The sequence below is a fragment of the Pasteurella canis genome, from assembly GCF_020810675.1.
In the GTDB taxonomy this organism is placed as follows: domain Bacteria; phylum Pseudomonadota; class Gammaproteobacteria; order Enterobacterales; family Pasteurellaceae; genus Pasteurella; species Pasteurella canis.
On sequence record NZ_CP085871.1, the window covers coordinates 1,005,677 to 1,028,780 of the forward strand.

The 23,104-nt window shown below is 36.3% G+C and carries 17 protein-coding genes; 7 read left to right on the plus strand and 10 right to left on the minus strand.

Features of this window, described 5'->3' with window-relative positions; all coding sequences use genetic code 11:
* Positions 1–112 precede the first annotated feature (112 nt).
* Positions 113–1,351, minus strand: a complete 1,239-nt coding sequence (locus tag K7G93_RS04755; protein ID WP_115322535.1) for a saccharopine dehydrogenase family protein — start codon at positions 1,349–1,351, stop codon at positions 113–115.
* A gap of 199 nt (positions 1,352–1,550) precedes the next feature.
* Positions 1,551–2,666 carry a carboxynorspermidine decarboxylase gene (gene nspC / locus K7G93_RS04760; RefSeq protein WP_226690611.1) on the minus strand — a complete coding sequence of 372 codons (1,116 nt, stop codon included), beginning with the start codon at positions 2,664–2,666 and terminating at the stop codon, positions 1,551–1,553.
* Between the two features lie 201 nt (positions 2,667–2,867).
* Here nspC and parE point away from each other — a divergent pair, with 201 nt between their 5' ends.
* Both parE and parC read left to right on the plus strand, forming a co-directional pair.
* The gene (gene parE / locus K7G93_RS04765) at positions 2,868–4,766 is read left to right on the plus strand and encodes a DNA topoisomerase IV subunit B (protein ID WP_049213955.1); all 1,899 of its coding nucleotides are present in this window, start codon (positions 2,868–2,870) and stop codon (positions 4,764–4,766) included.
* Between the two features lie 336 nt (positions 4,767–5,102).
* On the plus strand, positions 5,103–7,355 hold the full coding sequence (gene parC, locus K7G93_RS04770; RefSeq protein ID WP_226690610.1) for a DNA topoisomerase IV subunit A: 2,253 nt from the start codon (positions 5,103–5,105) through the stop codon (positions 7,353–7,355).
* 128 nt (positions 7,356–7,483) lie between these two features.
* Here the strand turns inward: parC and ubiG are convergent, their stop codons facing one another.
* Entirely contained in the window at positions 7,484–8,212 is a 729-nt protein-coding gene (gene ubiG / locus K7G93_RS04775) for a bifunctional 2-polyprenyl-6-hydroxyphenol methylase/3-demethylubiquinol 3-O-methyltransferase UbiG (protein ID WP_226690609.1), read from the minus strand.
* A 152-nt stretch (positions 8,213–8,364) separates the two neighbouring features.
* Between ubiG and gyrA the strand changes: the two genes are divergently transcribed.
* Positions 8,365–11,055 carry a DNA topoisomerase (ATP-hydrolyzing) subunit A gene (gene gyrA, locus K7G93_RS04780; protein ID WP_226690608.1) on the plus strand — a complete coding sequence of 897 codons (2,691 nt, stop codon included), beginning with the start codon at positions 8,365–8,367 and terminating at the stop codon, positions 11,053–11,055.
* Positions 11,056–11,110: 55 nt separating this feature from the next.
* Entirely contained in the window at positions 11,111–11,461 is a 351-nt protein-coding gene (locus K7G93_RS10480; protein ID WP_223668330.1) for a SirB2 family protein, read from the plus strand.
* 65 nt (positions 11,462–11,526) lie between these two features.
* On the opposite strand, the gene yciH is transcribed toward K7G93_RS10480, so the two are convergent.
* The 7 genes from yciH to cmk all read right to left on the minus strand — a co-directional run bounded on the left by yciH (position 11,527) and on the right by cmk (position 16,957).
* Positions 11,527–11,847, minus strand: coding sequence for a stress response translation initiation inhibitor YciH (gene yciH / locus K7G93_RS04785; RefSeq protein ID WP_223668331.1), 321 nt, complete (start codon positions 11,845–11,847; stop codon positions 11,527–11,529).
* 9 nt (positions 11,848–11,856) lie between these two features.
* Positions 11,857–12,555: an orotidine-5'-phosphate decarboxylase gene (pyrF, locus tag K7G93_RS04790; protein ID WP_049213949.1), complete on the minus strand. Its 699-nt coding sequence runs from the start codon at positions 12,553–12,555 to the stop codon at positions 11,857–11,859.
* Between the two features lie 36 nt (positions 12,556–12,591).
* The gene (gene lapB / locus K7G93_RS04795) at positions 12,592–13,770 is read right to left on the minus strand and encodes a lipopolysaccharide assembly protein LapB (protein WP_049213948.1); all 1,179 of its coding nucleotides are present in this window, start codon (positions 13,768–13,770) and stop codon (positions 12,592–12,594) included.
* The gene (locus tag K7G93_RS04800) at positions 13,770–14,063 is read right to left on the minus strand and encodes a LapA family protein (protein WP_049213947.1); all 294 of its coding nucleotides are present in this window, start codon (positions 14,061–14,063) and stop codon (positions 13,770–13,772) included. The genes lapB and K7G93_RS04800 overlap by 1 nt, the downstream gene beginning before the upstream one ends.
* 95 nt (positions 14,064–14,158) lie before the next feature.
* The gene (locus K7G93_RS04805; protein WP_049213946.1) at positions 14,159–14,443 is read right to left on the minus strand and encodes an integration host factor subunit beta; all 285 of its coding nucleotides are present in this window, start codon (positions 14,441–14,443) and stop codon (positions 14,159–14,161) included.
* 75 nt (positions 14,444–14,518) lie between these two features.
* A complete protein-coding gene (gene rpsA / locus K7G93_RS04810) occupies positions 14,519–16,168 on the minus strand; it encodes a 30S ribosomal protein S1 (protein WP_049213945.1) in 1,650 nt (549 codons plus the stop codon).
* Positions 16,169–16,273: 105 nt separating this feature from the next.
* Positions 16,274–16,957: a (d)CMP kinase gene (gene cmk / locus K7G93_RS04815; RefSeq protein WP_160531024.1), complete on the minus strand. Its 684-nt coding sequence runs from the start codon at positions 16,955–16,957 to the stop codon at positions 16,274–16,276.
* A gap of 225 nt (positions 16,958–17,182) precedes the next feature.
* Here cmk and K7G93_RS04820 point away from each other — a divergent pair, with 225 nt between their 5' ends.
* The 3 genes from K7G93_RS04820 to speFL all read left to right on the plus strand — a co-directional run bounded on the left by K7G93_RS04820 (position 17,183) and on the right by speFL (position 22,907).
* The gene (locus K7G93_RS04820; RefSeq protein ID WP_373316107.1) at positions 17,183–19,618 is read left to right on the plus strand and encodes a TonB-dependent receptor plug domain-containing protein; all 2,436 of its coding nucleotides are present in this window, start codon (positions 17,183–17,185) and stop codon (positions 19,616–19,618) included.
* 78 nt (positions 19,619–19,696) lie between these two features.
* Positions 19,697–22,468 carry a M16 family metallopeptidase gene (locus K7G93_RS04825; protein WP_226690607.1) on the plus strand — a complete coding sequence of 924 codons (2,772 nt, stop codon included), beginning with the start codon at positions 19,697–19,699 and terminating at the stop codon, positions 22,466–22,468.
* 277 nt (positions 22,469–22,745) lie between these two features.
* Positions 22,746–22,907: a leader peptide SpeFL gene (speFL, locus tag K7G93_RS04830; protein WP_082303051.1), complete on the plus strand. Its 162-nt coding sequence runs from the start codon at positions 22,746–22,748 to the stop codon at positions 22,905–22,907.
* Positions 22,908–23,104: the final 197 nt, after the last annotated feature.

A 23,104-nucleotide genomic window follows, 5' to 3' on the forward strand; every position in this document is an offset into this window, starting at 1 on the left:
TGCATTGTAACAAGCCGAATTGACGAAAGAAAGTGCGGTCTGTTTTTCTCTATTTTTAGCAATTTGAAAAAAGTGCGAGTCATTACTCGCACCTTCTCATTCTTAATATCTGTTAAAATACTAATTCACGATCACCATTTTCATCTTTAATACGGTTTGGCAAGCCAATATTGTTTAAAAGATTCAAAAATGGTTTTGGATCAAGCTGCTCAACATTACACATTTCACCGACATCCCATTCACCTGTGGCAATGAGTAATGCAGCGGCTACCGCTGGCACTCCGGCAGTATAGGAAATGCCTTGGCTACCGACTTCTTCATAAGCTTCTTTGTGATCTGCGACGTTATAAATAAAAATTTCTTTCTCTTTACCGTCTTTTTTACCTTTCACCAAATTACCAATACAGGTTTTACCAGTATATGTTGGTGCTAAAGACGCTGGATCTGGCAACACGGCTTTCACAACCTTAATTGGAATCACTTCTAAACCTTCAGCGGTTTTTACAGGATGAACCGATAATAACCCCAGATTCTTCAGTACATTAAATACATTAATATAATGCTCACCAAAGCCCATCCAAAAACGGATATTCGGGACATTTAAATGTGTTGATAACGAGTGTAGCTCTTCATGGCCTGTCAAGTAAGAATTTTGCATACCGACTATTGGCAGATCATCCGTACGCTTCACTTCAAACATCTTGTTAGCTACCCATTGACTATTTTGCCAACTCCAAACTGTCCCTGTAAACTCACGAAAATTCACTTCTGGATCAAAGTTAGTAGCAAAATAACGACCGTGGCTCCCTGCGTTAATATCAATAATATCAATACTATCTACGCTATCAAACTCATCATTGACTGCATATGCGGCATAGGCATTAACAACCCCAGGATCAAAGCCTGCACTTAAAATTGCAGTCACATTGTTTTGTTTACATAACTCACGACGTTTCCATTCATAGTTTGCATACCAAGGTGGTGTTTCGCAAACTTTACTTGGATCTTCGTGCATTGCGGTATCAATATATGCAGCACCAGTTTCAATACAAGCTTGTAATACGGACATATTGACAAATGATGGCCCCACATTAATCACAATTTGTGATTCTGTTTTTTGAATTAATGCTTTCGTCGCTTCTACGTCAAATACATCAATTTCAAAGCATTCAATGGTCGCTGGTAGTTTAAAATTACCTTTTTCTACCACACTTTCCGCAATGGCTTGGCATTTTTCAATTTTGCGTGAAGCAAGAGAGATTTTACCAAGTACATCATTATGTTGCGCGCATTTATGTACCACAACTTGTGATACGCCACCCGCACCAATAACCAAAACATTTTTTTTCATTTAGCATTTTCCTCCCAAGTACCGAGCTTGCTAAAGGATCGGCATAGGCGTTAATAAAAACCTGATACATATTGAAAACCTAAAAAGTCAATATCAGGGCAGAGATAGCTTTATCATCCAATACGATAAAGTTAAACCGAAAAAGTGCGGTCTGTTTTAACAAAATTTTGCTAAAATCAACCGCACTTCTTATTCATTATTAAGATAGACTCTCAACATAATCTTGATAGCCAAATTCTTTTACCACTCGAACTGAACCATCAAGTTCTTTAATCACAATGGCTGGCATATTTACACCATTGAACCAGTTTTTCTTCACCATGGTATAACCAGCCGCATCACAAAATGAGATGCGATCACCAATTTTTAATGGTTTTTCAAAATGATATTCACCAAAAATATCACCAGCCAAACAAGATTTACCACAAACCATATATTCATATTCACCTTTGCCTTTGAAGGCATCTGGCAATAACTTCGCTTCAGAGCGATAAATTAATAAATCTAGCATATGCGCTTCTGTTGCCGCATCCACAATCGCTAATTCTTTACCGTTATTTAAAATATCTAACACCGTGACTTCTAAACTTGTACTTAGCGTAATCGAAGCTTCACCTGGCTCCAAGTATACTTGTACAGTGAACTTATCAGAAAACTGTTTTAAACGTTCTGCAAATGCCTCTAATGGATAATTTTCACCAGTAAAATGAATGCCTCCCCCAAGACTGACCCATTTCACTTGGTGTAATAATTCGCCAAATTCATTTTCAATGCGATCAAGCATCTCGCAAAATTTATCGAAATCTTCATTTTCACAATTATTATGAAACATAAAACCATTTATTAAAGGCATGATTTCACGGATTTTATGAATATCCCATTCCCCTAAACGACTATGTGGACGTGCAGGATCAGCAAGTAAGAAACTTGACGTACTGACACGAGGATTCACACGTAATCCACGTGGTAAATCCCCAGTACGATCTACAAAGCGTTGTAACTGATTAATGGAATTAAAAATAATTTTATCTGCATTCGCGACCACTTCATCAATTTCCTCATTTGAATAAGCAACGCTGTAAGCGTGGGTTTCACCACCAAACTTTTCTTTACCAAGCTTTACCTCATATAATGATGATGAAGTTGTGCCATCCATAAATTGACTCATAAAATCAAACACCCCCCATGTCGCAAAACACTTCAAGGCAAGTAATGCTTTTGCACCTGACTTTTCACGTAAATAGGCTATTTTTTCCATGTTACGTAACAGCTTACTTTTATCAATCAGATAATAAGGTGTTTGTAATTCAGTCATTTTATTTTTAACCCCTTTTTCACTCATTTATTCATAAAAATTAAAGCTAGCCATTATAGCCAACTCCAATTAATGAGCAATCGTTTTCCCCATTATTTATTGTTCTTTTTTGAATAAATATGCCATAGTGCAAAAATATGCTTTTTTTGCTAGAATCTGGTCAATTTTGACGATAAAAATAGATAAATATAACAAACGATTATGACAACCAATTATTCAGCACACGAAATCACCGTATTAAAAGATCTTGAACCTGTACAGTTACGTCCAGGTATGTATACAGATACCACTCGCCCAAACCATTTAGGTCAAGAGGTCATTGATAACAGTGTTGATGAAGCATTAGCAGGGCATGCAACAAAAATTGAAGTGATTTTGCATAAGGATCAATCCCTTGAAGTCATTGATAATGGAAGGGGGATGCCTGTAGATATTCATCCTATTGAAAAAGTCTCAGGTGTTGAAGTCATTTTAACTAAATTACATGCAGGCGGTAAGTTTTCCAACAAAAATTATGAATTCTCTGGCGGATTACATGGCGTAGGCATTTCCGTGGTCAATGCATTGTCTGAACGTGTTGATGTCACAGTAAAACGCAATGGAGAAGTATATAAAATTGCCTTTGAAAATGGTGTAAAAGTAGAAGAACTTGAAGTCATTGGTACTTGTGGTCGACGCAATACAGGTACTACCGTTCATTTCAAACCCAATCCAAAATATTTTGATAGCGATAAATTCTCAGTATCACGCTTACGACATTTATTACGCGCGAAAGCAGTACTGTGTTCAGGTCTAGAAATTAAATTTATTGATAAAGTTAATAATACTGAAGACAGCTGGCTATATGAAGATGGGTTAGCTGATTATTTAAGTGAAGCAGTGGATGGTTTCGTTACTCTTCCCGAAAAACCTTTTATTGGTGATTTCAAAGGCAATACAGAAGCTGTCAGTTGGGCGTTATTATGGTTACCTGAAGGCGGTGAATTATTAGGCGAAAGTTATGTTAATCTCATTCCAACTATTCAAGGTGGAACACATGTTAACGGTCTACGCCAAGGTTTACTTGATGCAATGCGTGAGTTCTGTGAATTTCGTAACTTATTGCCACGCGGTGTAAAATTAACGGCAGACGACATTTGGGAACGTTGTGCATACGTTCTGTCTCTTAAAATGCAAGATCCTCAATTTGCAGGGCAAACCAAAGAACGCTTATCCTCACGCCAAAGTGCTGTTTTTGTCAGCGGTGTAGTTAAAGATGCGTTTAGCTTGTGGTTAAACCAAAATGTACAACAAGCCGAACAGCTTGCTGAAATTGCTATTAGCTCAGCACAACGTCGTTTACGCGCCGCCAAAAAAGTAGTGCGTAAAAAATTAGTCAGTGGTCCTGCATTACCTGGTAAGCTTGCTGATTGTAGTCAACAAGATTTAGCAAAAACTGAATTATTTCTTGTAGAAGGTGACTCAGCAGGTGGGTCTGCCAAACAAGCTCGTGATCGTGAATATCAAGCAATATTACCTTTACGTGGCAAAATTTTAAATACATGGGAAGTGTCTTCTGAACAAGTGCTATCTTCTAATGAAATTCATGATATTGCTGTTGCACTAGGTATTGATCCTGATAGTGAAGATCTCTCTCAACTACGCTATGGTAAAGTGTGTATCCTTGCCGATGCTGACTCCGATGGCTTACATATTGCGACATTACTCTGCGCTCTATTTTTACGTCATTTCCCTAAATTAGTACAAAATGGTCATGTTTATGTCGCCATGCCTCCACTCTATCGTATAGATCTAGGGAAAGAAATCTTCTACGCCTTAGATGAAGGAGAAAAAGAAGCGATTTTAGATCGCTTGAAAAATAAAAAAGGTAAACCTAACGTACAACGTTTTAAAGGACTCGGTGAAATGAATCCGATCCAATTACGCGAAACCACAATGGATCCCAATACTCGCCGTTTAGTACAACTCACTTACCATAAAGAAGAGGATGAGGGTGCTGAAACCTTGGAATTAATGGATATGCTGCTTGCGAAAAAACGCTCAGAAGATCGTAAAAATTGGTTGCAAACGAAAGGTGATCAAGTTGACTTGAGTGTATAAATTGACATTTCTGAATAAAATAAATTTATACATAAAGATGAGTAAATCGATAAGTGTGGTAGATTTTACCTAAATTTTCTCATGTAACGAGTGTAAATAAAGAAAAATTCTTTAACCAAATAAAATAGCGAAACAATGAAAAAAATGATCTATTTTGTGTAAATAACAATTTTACAATGAACATAAGCTGTTTAGCTAATAACCTTTTTTCTTTTGCGTTCTTTTTTAAGCAAACAAAAAAGAGAATTACAACCAGCGAAATTCAATATAAAAACTGAAAAATAACGATATAACCGAATACAAAACATAAAAATAATCTCAAAATAAAATAACATTATGAACATAATTAACTATGAAGGTATTGAACAAACGCCATTACGCGAGTTCACCGAAAAAGCTTATTTGAATTATTCCATGTACGTCATTATGGATCGTGCATTACCTTTTATTGGCGATGGATTAAAACCTGTCCAACGTCGCATCATTTACGCTATGTCTGAGTTAGGCTTGAATGCAGCCGCAAAATACAAAAAGTCTGCACGTACAGTCGGGGACGTACTGGGAAAATTTCATCCACATGGAGACTCTGCTTGTTATGAAGCAATGGTATTAATGGCACAGCCTTTTTCATATCGTTACCCTTTAGTCGATGGGCAAGGTAACTGGGGCGCTCCCGATGATCCCAAATCTTTTGCTGCCATGCGTTATACTGAATCTCGCTTATCAAAAATTGCTGAGGTTCTATTGTCTGAATTAGGACAAGGTACTGTTGATTATCAACCTAACTTTGATGGCACATTATCTGAACCACAATATTTACCTGCACGTTTGCCACATATTTTATTGAATGGCACAACAGGGATTGCGGTAGGAATGGCAACGGATATCCCACCACATAACATTAATGAAATTGCTGATGCCGCAGTTATGTTGATTGAGAATCCGAGAGCTACGTTAGATGATTTATTAAGTGTAGTACAAGGTCCAGATTATCCGACAGAAGCTGAAATTATCTCATCAAAAGACGATATTCGTAAATTATATGAGCAAGGTCGTGGTTCTATCCGTATGCGTGCAGTATGGAAAAAAGAAGATGGTGAAATTATTATTACCGCGCTCCCACATCAAGCCTCGCCTTCAAAAATCATTACTCAAATCGCGGATCAAATGACTGCCAAAAAATTACCTATGGTAGAAGATATTCGTGATGAGGCCGATCATGAAAATCCCATTCGTATTGTTATTGTCCCTCGCTCTAATCGTGTTGATGTAGATGCGTTAATGGCACATTTATTTGTAACTACCGATTTAGAAAAGAGTTATCGTGTCAATATGAATATGATTGGCTTAGATAATAAGCCAGCTGTAAAAAATTTAGTCGAAATCCTGACGGAATGGCTTCAGTTCCGTCGAACTACCGTGACTCGTCGCCTCCAGCATCGCCTTGATAAGGTCCTAACGCGTTTACATATTCTTGAAGGTTTAATGATTGCATATCTCAATATCGATGAGGTGATACACATTATCCGTCATGAAGACGAGCCAAAACCTGTATTAATGACTCGCTTTAGTTTAACAGATGAACAAGCCGAAGCGATTCTAAACTTACGCTTACGTCATTTAGCTAAATTAGAAGAGCACGAATTACAAGCAGAAAAAAAACGTTTAGAAGAGGAACGTGATAGTTTACAACTCACATTAGGATCTGATCGCCGTTTAAATTCATTAATCAAAAAAGAAATTCAGCAAGATGCAAAAACTTATGCCAGTCCACGTTTATCACCATTAGTTGAACGTGCGGAAGCTAAAGCAATTTCAGAAAATGAAATGACACCTGCTGAGCCAGTAACCGTTATTCTCTCAGAAATGGGTTGGGTGCGTTGCGCTAAAGGCCATGATATTGATGTCCAAAACATCAGTTATAAAGCGGGTGATAAATATCTTGATCACGCATATGGTAAAAGTAATCAGCCTGCAGTATTTATTGACAGTACTGGACGCAGCTATGCATTAGATCCTCTCAGCTTACCTTCTGCACGCTCTCAGGGCGAACCATTAACAGGTAAATTGACATTACCATCGGGAGCAACAATTGAGCATGTTTTAATTGAAAATGAAAATCAAGCATTGCTGATGGCATCTGATGCTGGCTATGGCTTTATTTGTAAATTTGAGGATTTAGTTGCACGCAATAAAGCAGGTAAAGCACTGATTTCATTACCTGAAAACGCTAAAGTATTAATGCCCTTAACGCTTACTGATAACAACGCCTTATTAGTCGCACTGACTTCAGCTGGCAGAATGTTGATCTTTCCAGTCAATGATTTACCCTCACGGACTAAAGGTAAAGGCAACAAAATTGTGACAATTCCAGCAGCCAACGCAAAAGCCCGTACAGAGTTGCTTGTACGGCTGTTATTAATTAAAGAAAACTCTACGCTTGTTTTCCATTCAGGTAAACGGAAAATCACCTTAAAACCTGAAGAACTGCAAAAATTCCGTGCAGAGCGAGGCAGAAAAGGAACTCAACTCCCTCGTGGCTTACATAGCCATGCTGAAATTGAAGTGATTGCACCTGAAAGTGAATAAAAAATGCACCTGAAAAATGAGATTGATATGATTCTCTTTTCAGGTGCTTATTTTTAAATCCTCTGTAGCCTAGCTACAATTTCTACTAGTAAGATTAAGATAGCTCATTTTAAGCTAGCTTCATAAACTTAAGAAATGATTTTAAAACTGGCTATATAGTTAGCACTGACATCTTTATTGAGCCAAAATTTTCCTGTAAGTGGATTATAATGATAACCAACCATATCTAAACAAGTTAACTGTGACTCATCGCACCAATTCAATAATTCAGCAGGTTTAATAAATTTGTCATAATCATGGGTACCTTTTGGTAGCATTTTTAATACATATTCCGCACCCAAGATCACCAATGTCCATGCTTTCAAAGTACGATTAATTGTTGAGAAAAAAATGCTACCGTTGGGTTTCAGCAATTGCTTACAGCTTTCAATCACAGAACTTGGTTCTGGCACATGTTCTAACATCTCCATACAAGTAATGACATCAAACTTCTCAGTGTGCCAATTTTCACCATGAAGTGCGGTCTGTTTTTGCAAAAATTCTTCAACCGTAGTTCGTTGATAATCAATAGTCACCCCACTTTCTTGTGCATGCTGTTTTGCAACTTGCAGCGGTGCTGATGTCATATCAATCCCCGTTACTCTGGCACCTTGTTTTGCCATACTTTCTGATAAAATACCGCCACCACAGCCAACATCTAAAACTTTTTTACCTAATAACCCATTCGCTTGTTGAGCGATGTAACTTAAACGTAACGGGTTAAGTTGATGAATCGGCTTAAAATCCCCTTGTGGGTCCCACCAACTTTTCGCCATTTTTTCAAATTTATCAAGTTCTTGCTGATCAATATTTTGCATGTGCGTTCTTCTTATGATTTTGAATAGAAACAATGCGTTATTATTCCTCAAATCCCATAAAATTTCACTATAAAATTAGGGAAGCAACAGATTTTATGCTATAATTCCGCTAATTTTTTGATTAATCAAACTCAATGAGTAGGAAGTTTTCAATGACCGATTCAGTCCAAGATACTATTCATCAAGATATTAGCCCAATCAGTATTGAGGAAGAACTAAAATCTTCATATCTTGATTACGCGATGTCAGTCATCGTAGGTCGTGCGTTACCTGATGTACGTGACGGTTTAAAACCTGTACATCGTCGTGTGTTATTTGCTATGCATGAAGGCGGTAACGCGTATAACAAGCCTTACCGTAAATCTGCGCGTATCGTTGGAGACGTTATCGGTAAATATCACCCTCATGGTGATAATGCAGTCTATGACACGCTTGTACGCATGGCACAGCCATTCTCTTTACGCTATATGTTAGTTGATGGACAAGGTAACTTTGGTTCGATTGATGGTGATGCTGCGGCAGCTATGCGTTATACCGAAGCCCGTATGACTAAAATTGCACACGAATTATTAGCTGATCTTGACAAAGAAACTGTTAACTTCGTACCAAACTATGACGGTTCTGAACAAATTCCCGAAGTATTACCCACTAAAGTCCCTGCACTTTTAGTTAACGGATCATCAGGTATTGCTGTTGGGATGGCAACAAATATTCCTCCGCATAACCTAGGCGAAGTATTAGATGGTTGTTTAGCTTATATTGAAAATAATGAGATTACGATTGATGAGCTAATGACGTATATTCCTGGTCCAGACTTCCCTACTGCTGCATTAATCAACGGTCGTAAAGGAATCGAAGAAGCTTATAAAACAGGGCGAGGGAAAATTTATGTACGAGCGAAAGCCGAAGTAGAAACAGACGAAAAAGGTAGTGAAACTATCGTTGTACATGAAATTCCTTATCAGGTTAATAAAGCCAAACTGATTGAAAAAATTGCTGATCTAGTCAAAGAGAAAAAAATTGAAGGCATTAGTGCCATTACTGACTTATCTGATAAAGACGGTATGCGTATTGAAATTAAAATCAAACGCGATGCCGTGGGTGAAGTAGTATTAAACAATCTTTATGCACTGACTCAATTACAAGTGACTTTTGGGATCAATATTGTTGCTTTAGACAAAGGTCAACCAAAACTCCTTAATTTAAAACAGCTTATTGAAGCATTTGTCTTACATCGCCGTGAAGTAGTTACACGCCGTACTGTATACGAATTACGTAAAGCACGTGAACGTGCACATATCTTAGAAGGTTTAGCTATCGCATTAGCTAATGTTGATCCGATTATTGAATTAATTCGTCGAGCACCAAACCCTGAAACAGCAAAACGTGAATTAATTGCTCAAGCTTGGAAATTAGGGCATGTCGCCGATATGCTTGCAGCAACAGGCGTTGATGCAGCTCGGCCAGAAGAATTAGAAGAACAATATGGCATCCGTGATGGAATGTATTATTTAACAGAAGTCCAAGCACAAGCTATTTTAGATCTACGCTTACAAAAATTAACTAATTTAGGACATGATGAGATCCTAGATGAATACAAAAAATTACTCGATGTAATTGGCGAACTACTTTATATCTTACGCAGTCCAGAACGTTTAATGGAAGTGATCCGCGAAGAATTAGAACAAATTCGTGAACAATTTAATGATCCTCGTCGTACTGAAATCACTGCAAGTTCTGCAGATATTAATCTTGAAGACTTAATTGCTCAAGAAGACGTAGTTGTCACCCTTTCACATGAAGGTTATGTTAAATACCAACCATTAACTGATTACGAAGCACAACGTCGTGGTGGTAAGGGTAAATCAGCAGCAAAAACAAAAGAGGAAGACTTCATTGAACGCCTACTTGTTGCCAATACACATGATACAATTTTGTGTTTCTCAAGTCGTGGACGCTTATATTGGTTGAAAGTATATCAATTACCACAAGCTAGTCGTGGTGCACGTGGTCGCCCAATCGTAAATATCTTGCCTTTAGATGAAAATGAACGTATCACGGCTATTCTACCAGTAACCGCTTATGAAGAAGACAAATTCGTGGTCATGGCAACTGCAGGTGGTATTGTGAAGAAAATTGCCTTGACTGAATTTAGTCGCCCACGTTCAAGTGGTATTATTGCATTAAATTTACGTGATGAAGATGAATTAATCGGCGTCGATCTTACTGATGGTAGCAATGAAATCATGCTCTTCTCTGCTCAAGGTCGTGTAGTACGCTTCAGTGAAAGTGCTGTACGTGCGATGGGACGTGCAGCAACAGGTGTACGTGGTATCAAACTAGCACTCACTAACGATATATCTGAAGATGAAAGTGCGGTCGAAATTGAAGAAATTTCAGATGACAACACAAATGATGTATTGGATTTAAATGTTGATAAAGTTGTTTCATTAGTCATTCCTAAAGGTGAAGGTGCAATTCTGACAGCGACACAAAATGGCTATGGCAAACGTACCGAATTGGAACAATATCCAACTAAATCGCGTAATACTAAAGGTGTCATTTCAATTAAAGTGAGTGATCGCAATGGCAAAGTTGTTGCTGCAACACAAGTAGATGAAACCGATCAAATCATGTTGATTACCGATGCAGGTACGCTAGTCCGCACACGTGTCAGTGAGATTAGCATTGTTGGTCGTAACACACAGGGAGTGCGTTTAATTCGTACCGCCGAAAATGAAACTTTGGTTGGTTTACAACGTGTTTGTGAAGTCGATGATGAAGATCCAGAAGTCATCGATAATGAAAGTGCGGTCGATATTGAAGACATTTCAGCTGAATAAATAATGTTGAATAAAAGCAGTACATTACTACTGCTTTTTCATTTGTGGGGAACCTATGATAATTAACTTAATCTATACACATATTATCTGTGCATTTCTAAGCCTAGCTCTATTACTCATACGAGCGGCAATGGTAGCCACTGGTAAAAATTGGCGTGACTACACACTCCTTAAAATTTTACCACACTTAACTGACACACTATTGCTCGGGACAGGCATAGTTCTTTTTATTCTGTCTGATCGTAGTCTTGAACCTCTTTTCATTGTGAAAATGGTACTGATCATTATGTATATTACGGAGTCTATAAAAGCATTCAATAAAAAAGACTATCAACTTAAAAAAGCCTATCTTGTTAGCTCAATACTTTCTTTGGTGTGCGTGATAATCATCGCCTATTTTATTTAAATAGGCTAGCAAACAAAAAAGGATTGAAACTATTAAATTCAATCCTTTTCTTTTATAAAAAATAGCTATCCGCCCGCGAGTTTTACTACATATCCTTTTTGTTCAAGCAGCTGTTTAAGTAAATCCCGTTTTTCGCCTTGGATTTCAATAGAACCATTCTTAACAGAACCACCACAACCACAACGTTTTTTAAGTTCTGCAGCAAGTAATTTTAATTCAGCATCCGATAAATCTAAGCCTGTAATCACAGAAACACCGCTGCCTTTACGACCACTTACTTGGCGTTGAATACGGACAATACCATCTCCTTTTGGACGAACTACCTCTGGTTTTTCCGTTTTAATTCGGCCTAACTCGGTAGAATAAACTAATTCACTACTACTCATAGATCTTCACTAATTTGTTGGTAATGATGCATTAATTGCTTTAAGCACTTCAGCTGGATTCTCTGCTTGTGTAATTGGACGACCAATCACCAAATAATCAGAGCCTGCTTGAATTGCCCCCGCTGGTGTCATCACGCGACGTTGATCACCAAAATCACTACCAATTGGGCGAATTCCTGGTGTGATTAATTTGAAATCTTTACCACAATTAGCACGTAAAATTTCAACTTCTTGTGGTGAACATACAACACCATCTAGTCCTGCACGTTGCGTTAAATTGGCTAAACGAATTACTTGTTCCATTGGTGAAGCATTAATACCTATTTGAAGTAAGTCAAGATCTTCCATACTTGTGAGTACAGTAACACTGATCAACAATGGTGCATCTTTGCCATAAGGTTCAAGAATTTTTTTTGCTTCTTCCATCATGCGTAAACCACCACTTGCATGTAAATCTACCATCCATACCCCTAAATCTGCTGCAGAACGCACCGCTCTTGCTACTGTATTCGGAATATCATGAAACTTGAGATCGAGAAATACATCAAAATTACGATTATGTAATTCTTTCACAAATTTAGTGCCCAATGTAGTAAACATTTCTTTACCTACTTTCAAACGACACAAACTTGGATCAATTTGATCAACTAGCGCTAATGCTTCTTCTTCCTTTTCATAATCTAGCGCTACAATAATTTTATTCGTCATAATTTTCCCTCTCAGTGTTCAATTAATTATGTTCAGTTAATCTTCAATAGGTTTGATAGTTTCCCAATGCCGACATGATGGGCAGCACCACGCAAGTTTATGGGCTTGATAACCACAATTAGTACAACGGTAATCAAAATTTTGTCTAATACGCTCGCCCACCATTTTATGTAGCAAAACGAGACTTTCTTTCCCTCGTCCTTCTTCTGCATCATTAATCTGATATTGAATAAAACGGTGAAATAAAAATGTTGTTGGATGCTGATTTAACTGTTGATAGAGTTTTGCTTGTGCAGCACTTCTACCATCCATTTCTTCTATCAGATCAGATAAGGCAAGTTCTACTGCACTATTTTTAGTAATCCGACTTGCTTTAATTAAAAAGAGCTCAAAACTTTCTAATTGATTAAGTTTATGATAACTATCCTTTAACAGACTTAAAACCTCACCAACATATGCAGCATTTTGCTCAAGCACATTTTCTAACACTTCAACGGCTTGTTGATATCGTTTTTCTTTGATTAAGATTTCACCTAATAAAATAGATGCACGAACACAATTAGGCGCAACTTTTAAAGCAGATTCTAATAGCGCTTTTGGATTTTGTTTATGATCAGAAGGTAGATTTTGTGCATATTCACAATAATACTGAGCTAATGCAATATTATTTTGCTGTGGCGAAATCTTAGCAAGCTTTTCTGCAACATTGATTGCTTTCTTCCACTCTTTTGTTTTTTGATAAACAACAGCTAGCTGCTGTAGTGCATTTTCTGCAAAATCTGGCTCATCTACCAACATAATATAAAGAGATTCTGCTCGATCATAAAAACCAACCGCCATAAAATCTTTTGCTAATTGTTGTTTAGCTAGCAGCTTTTGTTCAAAAGTATAATCAGGACTACGATCAAGCGCTTGGTGAATACGTAGTGCTCTGTCAACTTCACCACGAGAACGATAAAGGTTACCTAATGTTAACTCGGCTTCAAATTGTGAGGCACTATCGATTTCATTTTCCGCTTCTTGTTTCTGTAGGATATCAAGAAATAAATCAACTGCTTTATCTGGTTGATTTGATAATAGAAAATTCACTCCCGTCACATAATCGCGAGAGAGTTTATTCGTCATATCTTCCTGATCTTTTTTAGCACTACGATGCCCCATATACCAGCCATAAGCAGCTGCGATAGGTAAAAGTAGGAAGAGTAACTCGAGCATTATTTAATAGCCTTATCTCGAGCTGTTAATTCATTAATTTGTAAAGTCTGGCGTTTAATTTGACGAGCTAATGAAATATTTTTCAATTTTAATTTGATATAAAAAAGAGCGCTAATTAACCAACCTAAAATCAGACCTAAACCAAATAAAATCGCAACTAAAGTTGATAAACGGAACTCACTCTGCGCTACCATATAATTGAAACTAATGATTTGATCATTGTTCGCACCGATCGTGATAGCAACAAGCACAATGGCAAGTACAAGTATTAATCCCAAAATATATTTAATCATCAACTATCTCCTGACAAAAATGAGTGTTCTCATTATGCCAAAAATAAATACAAAAAACGACACTTTAAAGTGTCGTTATATAAAGTTAGTTGAAATTATGCGTAAATATCAACACGCTCTCTTAGCTCTTTACCAGCTTTAAAGTGCGGTACAGATTTTGCGTCTAATTTCACTTGTTCACCCGTTTTAGGATTACGCCCTAAACGAGGTTGACGATAATGCAAAGAGAAACTACCAAATCCTCTCACTTCAATACGCTTACCGTTTTCTAAGGCGAATGACATTTGGTCCAAAATTTCTTTTACTGCATTTTCAACATCTTTTGCTGCAATTGAATGATTTTTTTGAACTAAACGCTCAATAAGCTCTGATTTAGTCATAATTTTCTCCTAACTTAATATAGAAAGCTAGCGTGAATAATTCACGCTAGCTATACTTTTACAAGGGAAACTTAATTATTCACCTTTAGCTGCTTTGAATGCTTCAGCCATTGCATTCGGAATAGCAACTTCTTCTTGCTTATTATTCACAGTTGCAACTGCTGCAGCTTCTTCAGCTTGGTCTTTCGCACGTACAGATAAGTGAACAATACGAGCTTTACGATCAACGCCAGTGTATTTCGCTTCAACTACATCACCTGCATTCACTTCATTTGTTAAGTCAGCTGCACGGATATAACCTTCTACACCACCGTCTAATTCAACTTTTGCACCTTTCGCATCAGCTTCAACAACTTTAGCGCTTAATACTGCACCTTTTTTGTTTACTGCTACGAAGTTGTTGAATGGATCTTCTTCAAGTTGTTTAATACCTAAAGAAATACGCTCTTTCACTGCATCGACTTGTAATACAACTGCTGCAACTTCGTCACCTTTTTTGTAGTTACGAACAGCATCCTCACCAGATACATTCCAAGAAATGTCAGATAAATGAACTAAACCGTCAATACCACCTTCAAGACCGATGAAGATACCGAAATCCGTGATTGATTTGATTTTACCTTCAACTTTGTCGCCTTTATTGTGTGTTTCAGCGAATTGTAACCATGGGTTAGGTTTACATTGTTTTAAACCTAAAGAAATACGACGACGTTCTTCATCAATTTCTAATACCATGACTTCAACAACATCACCTAAACTTACAACTTTAGATGGGTGGATGTTTTTGTTTGTCCAATCCATTTCAGAAACGTGAACTAAACCTTCAACACCATCTAAAATTTCAACGAAGCAACCATAATCGGTTAAGTTAGTTACTTTACCTGTTAATTTGCTGTTAACTGGGTGATTTTCAGCAATTGCAACCCAAGGATCTTGACCTAATTGTTTTAAGCCTAAAGATACGCGAGTGCGATCTTTGTCAAATTTCAATACTTTAACAGTAATTTCATCACCAACATTGACGATTTCGCTTGGGTGTTTAACACGTTTCCAAGCCATATCAGTGATGTGTAATAAACCGTCAACACCACCTAAATCTACGAATGCACCGTAGTCGGTTAAGTTCTTAACGATACCTTTAACTTCAGAACCTTCTTGTAAGTTCTCAAGAATTTGTTCACGTTCTTGGCTATTTTCTGATTCGATTACAGCACGACGAGAAACAACAACGTTGTTACGTTTTTGGTCAAGTTTGATAACCTTGAACTCTAACTCTTTACCTTCTAAGTGTAGAGTTTCACGCACTGGGCGAGTATCCACTAATGAACCTGGTAAGAATGCACGAACACCGTTTAACTCAACTGTGAAGCCACCTTTCACTTTACCGTTGATTAAACCGATAACAGTTGCCTGCTCTTCGTATGCTTTTTCTAATTCAATCCAAGATTCGTGACGAACTGCTTTTTCACGAGAAAGTTTGGTTTCACCGAAACCATCTTCAACAGCATCTAACGCAACATTAACTACATCACCAACTTGAACTTCTAATTCGCCTTGTGCGTTTAAGAATTCTTCAACAGGGATTGCTGATTCAGATTTTAAACCAGCGTCAACAAGCACAAAGCCTTTTTGAATAGCAACAACAGTACCGCTAACGATAGAACCTTGACGGGTTTCAAGTTCTTTTAATGATTCTTCAAATAGTTGAGCAAAAGATTCAGTCATAATTAATCTTCAATTTAAAATATAATAACGTCCACTTCAAAATCCGTTGAATGTGGGGTTGAGAATACATGTTCATCCTTCCCTGGATAAACGGTTAAAAATAATTTAAGCTTTAATATCAAGATGTTGCTGAATATAATTTATTGCTTGTTGAATCACTTCATCAATTGTTAATGTTGTGCTATCCAACAATAAAGCATCTTCAGCAGGTTTGAGGGGCGCAACTGTGCGATTTCTATCACGAAAGTCACGATCTTTTATCTCGGCTAAAATCTGGTCAAAGTTACCACTAATCCCTTTATTTTGCAACTGTTTATAGCGTCTTTTTGCTCTTTCTTCCGCACTTGCATCCAAAAATAATTTCACTTGAGCTTGTGGGAAAACCACCGTCCCCATATCTCGCCCATCTGCAATTAAGCCTTTTATAGTCGAAAAATCTTGTTGAAGTTGCAGTAATGCTGCTCGTACTTTTGGAAAAACAGCAATTTTAGAGGCTGCTTCAGCCACTTCTTGAGTACGAATTTGTCTGCTTACATTTTCACCATTTAAGATAATTTTTACTTCACCATCTTGTGGTAAAAATTGAATATCCAATTTTCTCGCTAACTCAGCTAACGCACTTTCATTATCCAATGTAACGTCTTTTTTTAAAGCTGCTAATGCTGTGACACGATAAATAGCTCCACTATCTAATAAAGCAAACCCTAGCTTTTCTGCTAACGCGTAGCATAATGTGCCTTTACCCGCACCACTTGGACCATCAACAGTAATCACAATATTTTTCTGCATATAGAACACTCTTTCTTATCTAAAAATTATGCTAAAGCATACCATAATCCACAGGATTTTGATGAGATTGTCAGTATAGTCTATAGTCTATTTTTTTAAAAAATTTGATAATGATTAAACTTTACACAGCTTGTTATATTTTTATTCATTTTTTTCTTTGCAAAAAGCAAAAATAAAAATAAAATTGATAATTGTTATCAATTCAATAAAAAAGAGAATAAAAAAATGGACGCGCAATTAAAAACATTTAAGAAAGGACTTATTGCAATTTTGGTCTGTGCAGCTATCACACCTGTTCATGCAGAAACTGATACAAAAAAAGAAAGCCAAGAAAAAAGCAATATGCTAACTGAAATTGTTGTATACGGTGATCAAAATAAATCAATGACATCAACACAAAGTGTGAGTCAGGATGATATGAAAAAAACACCTGTCACTAATGGCAACATTACTGATTATTTACGGTCAAATCCACATGTACGTTATGAAAATAGCGATCAAAATGGATTACAACGCGGTGAAATCAAACCCGAAAATATTTCCATTAATGGTGCAGATACAAACCAAACAGCTTACTTTGTAGATAATGTGAATGTTAATAATGATTTAACAATTGAAAGTGAATTATTTGATGGTGCAATGCAAACTTTACCTGGCATTTCACATACTCAGGCTTATTTCTTTGACGCAAATATGTTATCGAAAGTTGAAGTACAAGACAGTAATATCTCTGCTAGTCTTGGTGGATTTACTGGGGGAGCTGTCATTGCAAAAACAAAACAATACAGTGGTAAAGATGGTATTAAATTAAAATATCGCACAACTGATTCCTCATGGGGCAAACTTGTAGAAAGTGGCGACTCAAAAAAAGTGTTAAACAAAGTCCGTCCAGGGTTGGATGGTGCAACTGATTTACAACCTAAATATACAAAACATAATTTTAGCTTAGTTACTGAAAAAGGATTAACTGATAACTTAGGATTAGTGTTTGGATTAAGCCGCCGTACCTCACGTATTGATCAATATCGTCTCATTGGCTTCTCTACGGAAGCACAATTACATCAACAAGCACATACTCGTGATTCTGATAATGCTCTTTTAAATTTTAACTGGACAATTAACGATAATAATCGTTTAGAACTGAGTACCCGTTATTCCAATTATCGCGAAGAAAAATATTCTCAAACCAATATAAATAGTAACGTATCTGACTACCATAAAGCATTTGGTGCAACATTAGCTTGGATTCGTAGCTTTAACTCTGGTGTTTGGACAAATACCTTAGCCTACGATCATTTTAAAGATAAACGTCATTCCAGTTCTAATCACGTAGACACAGTGAGTGTAATGGATGATAACTATGACATATTATATGATTATGAAAAAGGAGGTTATGGAGATAGTCAACTAACACAACAAAACCTTCATTATTCTACCGAATATGCCTTTGAACCCTTTGATTTAGGCTCATTCACCCACTCTATTTCATTGGGTGGAATTTATCAATTTACACGATATAAATTCTATCGTCCTAAAGATGTTTATTCTAGAATAGGTGAAGCACAATTAGGAGACTCAAATATTACTTGGTATCCGAATAACGATGGCTCTACCACTTCTATTATACCTAAAGGGAATGCCAAAACGCGTTACCAGAATGTTGCCTTATATATTGAAGACTTAATTAGCTGGAAAAAATTTGAATTACGTCCAGGTATTCGTTTTGAACGTGATGATTATTTAAAAAATAATAATATCGCGCCTCGTTTTGTTGCAAGATTTAAGCCTCTAGAAGAAACCCGTGTAAGTTTAGGTTTGAACCGCTATTATGGACGTTCTTTTGCTTCACTAAAATTGACTAATGAAATTTTAAAAATTAATCGAGATACGACCAATATTCGCGATTTCCAATTATCTGGTCGCTTAAAAACGCCTTATGCTGACGAATTAAGCTTAAGCTTTGAGCAAGAATATCGTAACTTGTTATTTAAGTTAGGCTATATCCACCGTGAAAACAAAAACCGCATAACTTTAAAACGTAAACAAATCAATAAGACAGGTCGTCCTGAATATGCCAAATACTATAGTAATTCGAATAATTATAAAGTAGATATCCACACTATCCAAATCAATAATATTGAGCCTTGGCAGTTAGGGAAAACTTACTGGAATGCATCATTAGGATTCGATTGGCTAAAAACAAAACGAGCTGACTTAGCAAACTCACTCAATCCAAATGATCCTGTGTATTTGGATGGACGCTTAATGAATCGCAAAACCATGCAACAAAAAGTAAATTCAAATACTGAAGACTGGATTGCTCGTTTAGGTCTTGATATGGCTATGCCTAGTTGGGATTTAACTTGGTCAAATAAAGTGTATATTAAAGCACCTATTAAGGGATATGATGAACTTGAAGAGCACCCAGATGGTATTCCTCGTTTCCGTACTTTTGACTATGGAACACACACACAATGGGACTCAAGTATTCGCTGGCAGCCTAAATTTGCAGGTAAACATAATGTCTATGTTCAAGCTGATATTCTGAATGTCTTAAATAAAACACGAAAAATTCGCTCTGTTTCTATTTCAAGCACATCCGAATATAGCATCTACACCCCTGGTCGTGAGTTCTGGCTTGAAGTAGGTTATGAATTTTAAATAACCTTTTCTCACAAAAAATCTACGTGTTATGTTTATAATACGTAGATTTTACTGTTTCTACATTAGGTAAAAATAATGAAAAAACTAACCGCACTTTTAAGTGCATTTTTGTTTTTATTCGCTTGTCACTCGACAACTCAAACTCATTCTGAACAATTGCCCTTTGATCCTAGTATTCAACATGGCAAGCTAGAAAATGGTTTAACTTATTATGTTATGCAAAATCCTGATCCTGCAAATCGAGTCTATATTCGTTTAGTGGTGAACGCAGGTTCTATTCATGAAGATGACGATCAAAAAGGCATTGCACATTTAGTTGAGCACATGGCATTTAATGGTTCAAAAAAATTCCCCGAGAATCAAATTATTAATGCCCTTGAAAAATTAGGTATGAAATTTGCTCGTGATATTAATGCGTTCACAGATTTTGAAAATACGGTTTATACTCTGAACTTAGATAAAAATGATAATAAGAGTCTTGCATTAGCTTTTGATGTGTTAAATGAGTGGATGCACAACCTAACTATCTTACAAAAAGACTTAGATAATGAACGAGGTATTGTACAAGAAGAATGGCGACGTCGCTTAAGTCCAATGCTACGTTTAGGCGATAAAAAAAGTGCGGTTGAAATGGCTGGCTCTCGTTACGTTTTACGTGATCCAATTGGCGATATGAATATTATCCGCAATATATCTAGACAACGTGTCGCCGATTTTTATCATAAATGGTATCGCCCTGATAATATGTCAGTCATTATTGTTGGTGACATTAAGCCAAAAGAAGTCACTTCCTTGTTAAAAGAGCAGCTTAATATTGTTAATCCAATCAGTGAAACACCATTACAAAAAATTGATTTTTCTATCCCACTAGTAAATCAATGGCGGCTTGCTAGTATCTCAGAAAAGGGGACAAATATTCCAACAATAGAACTGAGTTTTTTTGAAACATTTAAAGAAAAAAATACACTGGCGTCTTATAAACAAGACTTAATTCAACAAATTTTAATCCGCTTAACTAATTTACGCTTACAAACTTGGGAACAGGTAGAAAATCAAAACATAGAATCAGCCAATTTCTATCGAGCTCATTTAGGCAAAGAAACCTTACAAAACATTTTCTTATTACAACTTTTTGATACTGACTATCAAAAAGTAACACAATCTTTATTTTCATTTATCGCGGAGATCAAGCAACATGGTTTCTCTGAGCAAGAATTCCAGCAAGAAATCTCTCGTTTAGTTAAGCTCAATGAAAAACAACGAACAATCAAATCGGGCAGTTTAAAAATCGCTGATGACCTCATTATATCTGCTGCGAATAACCAAATCGTCGTGAGTAATGAAGATCGCTATCGTCTCAACCAACGTTTTTTACAAGATATTACGCTGGATGACATTAACCAACAATTTAAACGATTATTAGATATCCAAGCAAAATTATTGTTAATCACCCAACCCTACCCTGCTACAACATTGTTATTAAAACAGAATGATGTAGAAAAAATGTGGCAGAAAACAATTACTACCCCTCAACATAACTGGGTACAACAAAAACAAAAAGCAGAAATGCCAGCAATCAATATCGCAAGTGGGGAAATCAAAAAATATAAATATTGGCAAAAAGGCGATATTACAGAATATCAATTAGAAAATGGGAGTAAATTAATTTATCACTATAGTGATAAAACTCCAAATCAAGTTTATTTTAAAGCAATTACAAACGGGGGATTACGTTCTGTCTCTTCTAAAGACTATCATCTTTTCAAAACAGCAGTCACATTAACTGACGATTCTGGTGTAGGTAATTTAACCCTCTCTGATATTAATCAATTGTTTAGTCAGAGCCCAATTGCATTAGCAACTATTGTTGACGATTATAAACAGGGTTTTACAGCAGTAGGTAAAACAGAACAACTTGACGATTTATTGAAATTGTTTCGATTAAAGCTACAAGGTACAGCAATCACCGAACAAGTACTTGAACGTTATAGAAAAGAAACGATAGATTATTTCCGTCAAATAGATAAAGAAACAGAGTTCATCCAAAAAGTTTCTGCACTGCGCTATCCAAATATTGCGACGGTTTATAACTCAACTCGCCAAGAATTACTCTCTTTCTCGGCAAAACAGTTGACCGACTTCTATCAACATGCAGTGTTAGGTAAAACTGATTTTACTTACTTTATCATTGGTGATATTAGCCAGAAACAAGTCGAAGCATTAGCTAAAACTTATTTAGCATCTATTCAAGTCAACACTCAAAGCCGTCAAACTTATGATGTGTCACCGAAAACACCAAATAAACCATTTGTGATGCATGGTTTAGGAGAGCCTCGTGCAGAAGTAGAAATTTATCTGAGTACTCAAAATCAATGGCAACCTGAATTACAATATCAATTAGATTTATTAGGTGATATTTTGCAAGAAAAATTGCGTCTTGCTTTGCGTGAACAATCCTCGGGGATCTATGCTGTAAATAGTTGGTTTGGACAAGATAAGGATCAGGATGACTTGGAAGGAAAAATTGAATTTAGCTGTGCGCCAGAACGCGTGCAAGAGCTGACGGCAAAAACTCACCAAATCTTAGATGAAATGATGCGCAATGGTGTTGAATCGTCTTTATTACAAAAGAAAGTGAATGAAAAGCACACACAAATTAAGCAACAATTTGATTCTTTAGTTTCAATTGCGGCTATTATTGAGCAGAGTTTTTGGCACACGAATAGTACGGAAGGAATTTATCTCTATCAAAAATTAGAGCAACTCTCACATAAAAATAAAATTGATGATATCGTACGGAACATTTTACATCCTTCTGCTCGTTTTCAAGCAACATTAAAACCTTAATATATATTTAAATTATATAAAACATTCCCGCTCTTTATATTGATATAAAAAAGCGGGAATAATATATTAAAACATAGAGAAGTAAATCACTGTTAATTAATTTAAAAAAATGTTAATAAAAAATTAAATGTATAAAAAAAGTGATATACATCACAAATAATAAAAAAAGAATATTGAAAATTATAAAAAAAAGCATAGAATATAAGACACGTAAATCCTACGTTTAAAAATTAAGGCAAAGCAATCTGATGTTAAATAAAGATAATTGGAGAGTTTTATGCTAATACATGACTACTACAAAGAATATCACCCAGATAAAGGGCGATCCATTATGGCCCACATTCGTAGAACAAGACATATCATGATGCCTTCACATCGCTCTTGTTTCTCTTATTCAATTTTTAACTCGCAAATATCCGCATACAACGACGCTCGTTGAGCGTATTCCTGTTAAGTATATGTTCGTGCTTGTACTCGTACTTGCATGCACGTAATAGCTTATCATTATTAAATATAACTGTATTCATAAGAAACATTCACTATATTTCTTATACATCATTGTTATATTTAAAAATCACAAACCGATTTTAAAATACGAATAAATTATTAATTTCAATTTTTATTATTTATTAAGAA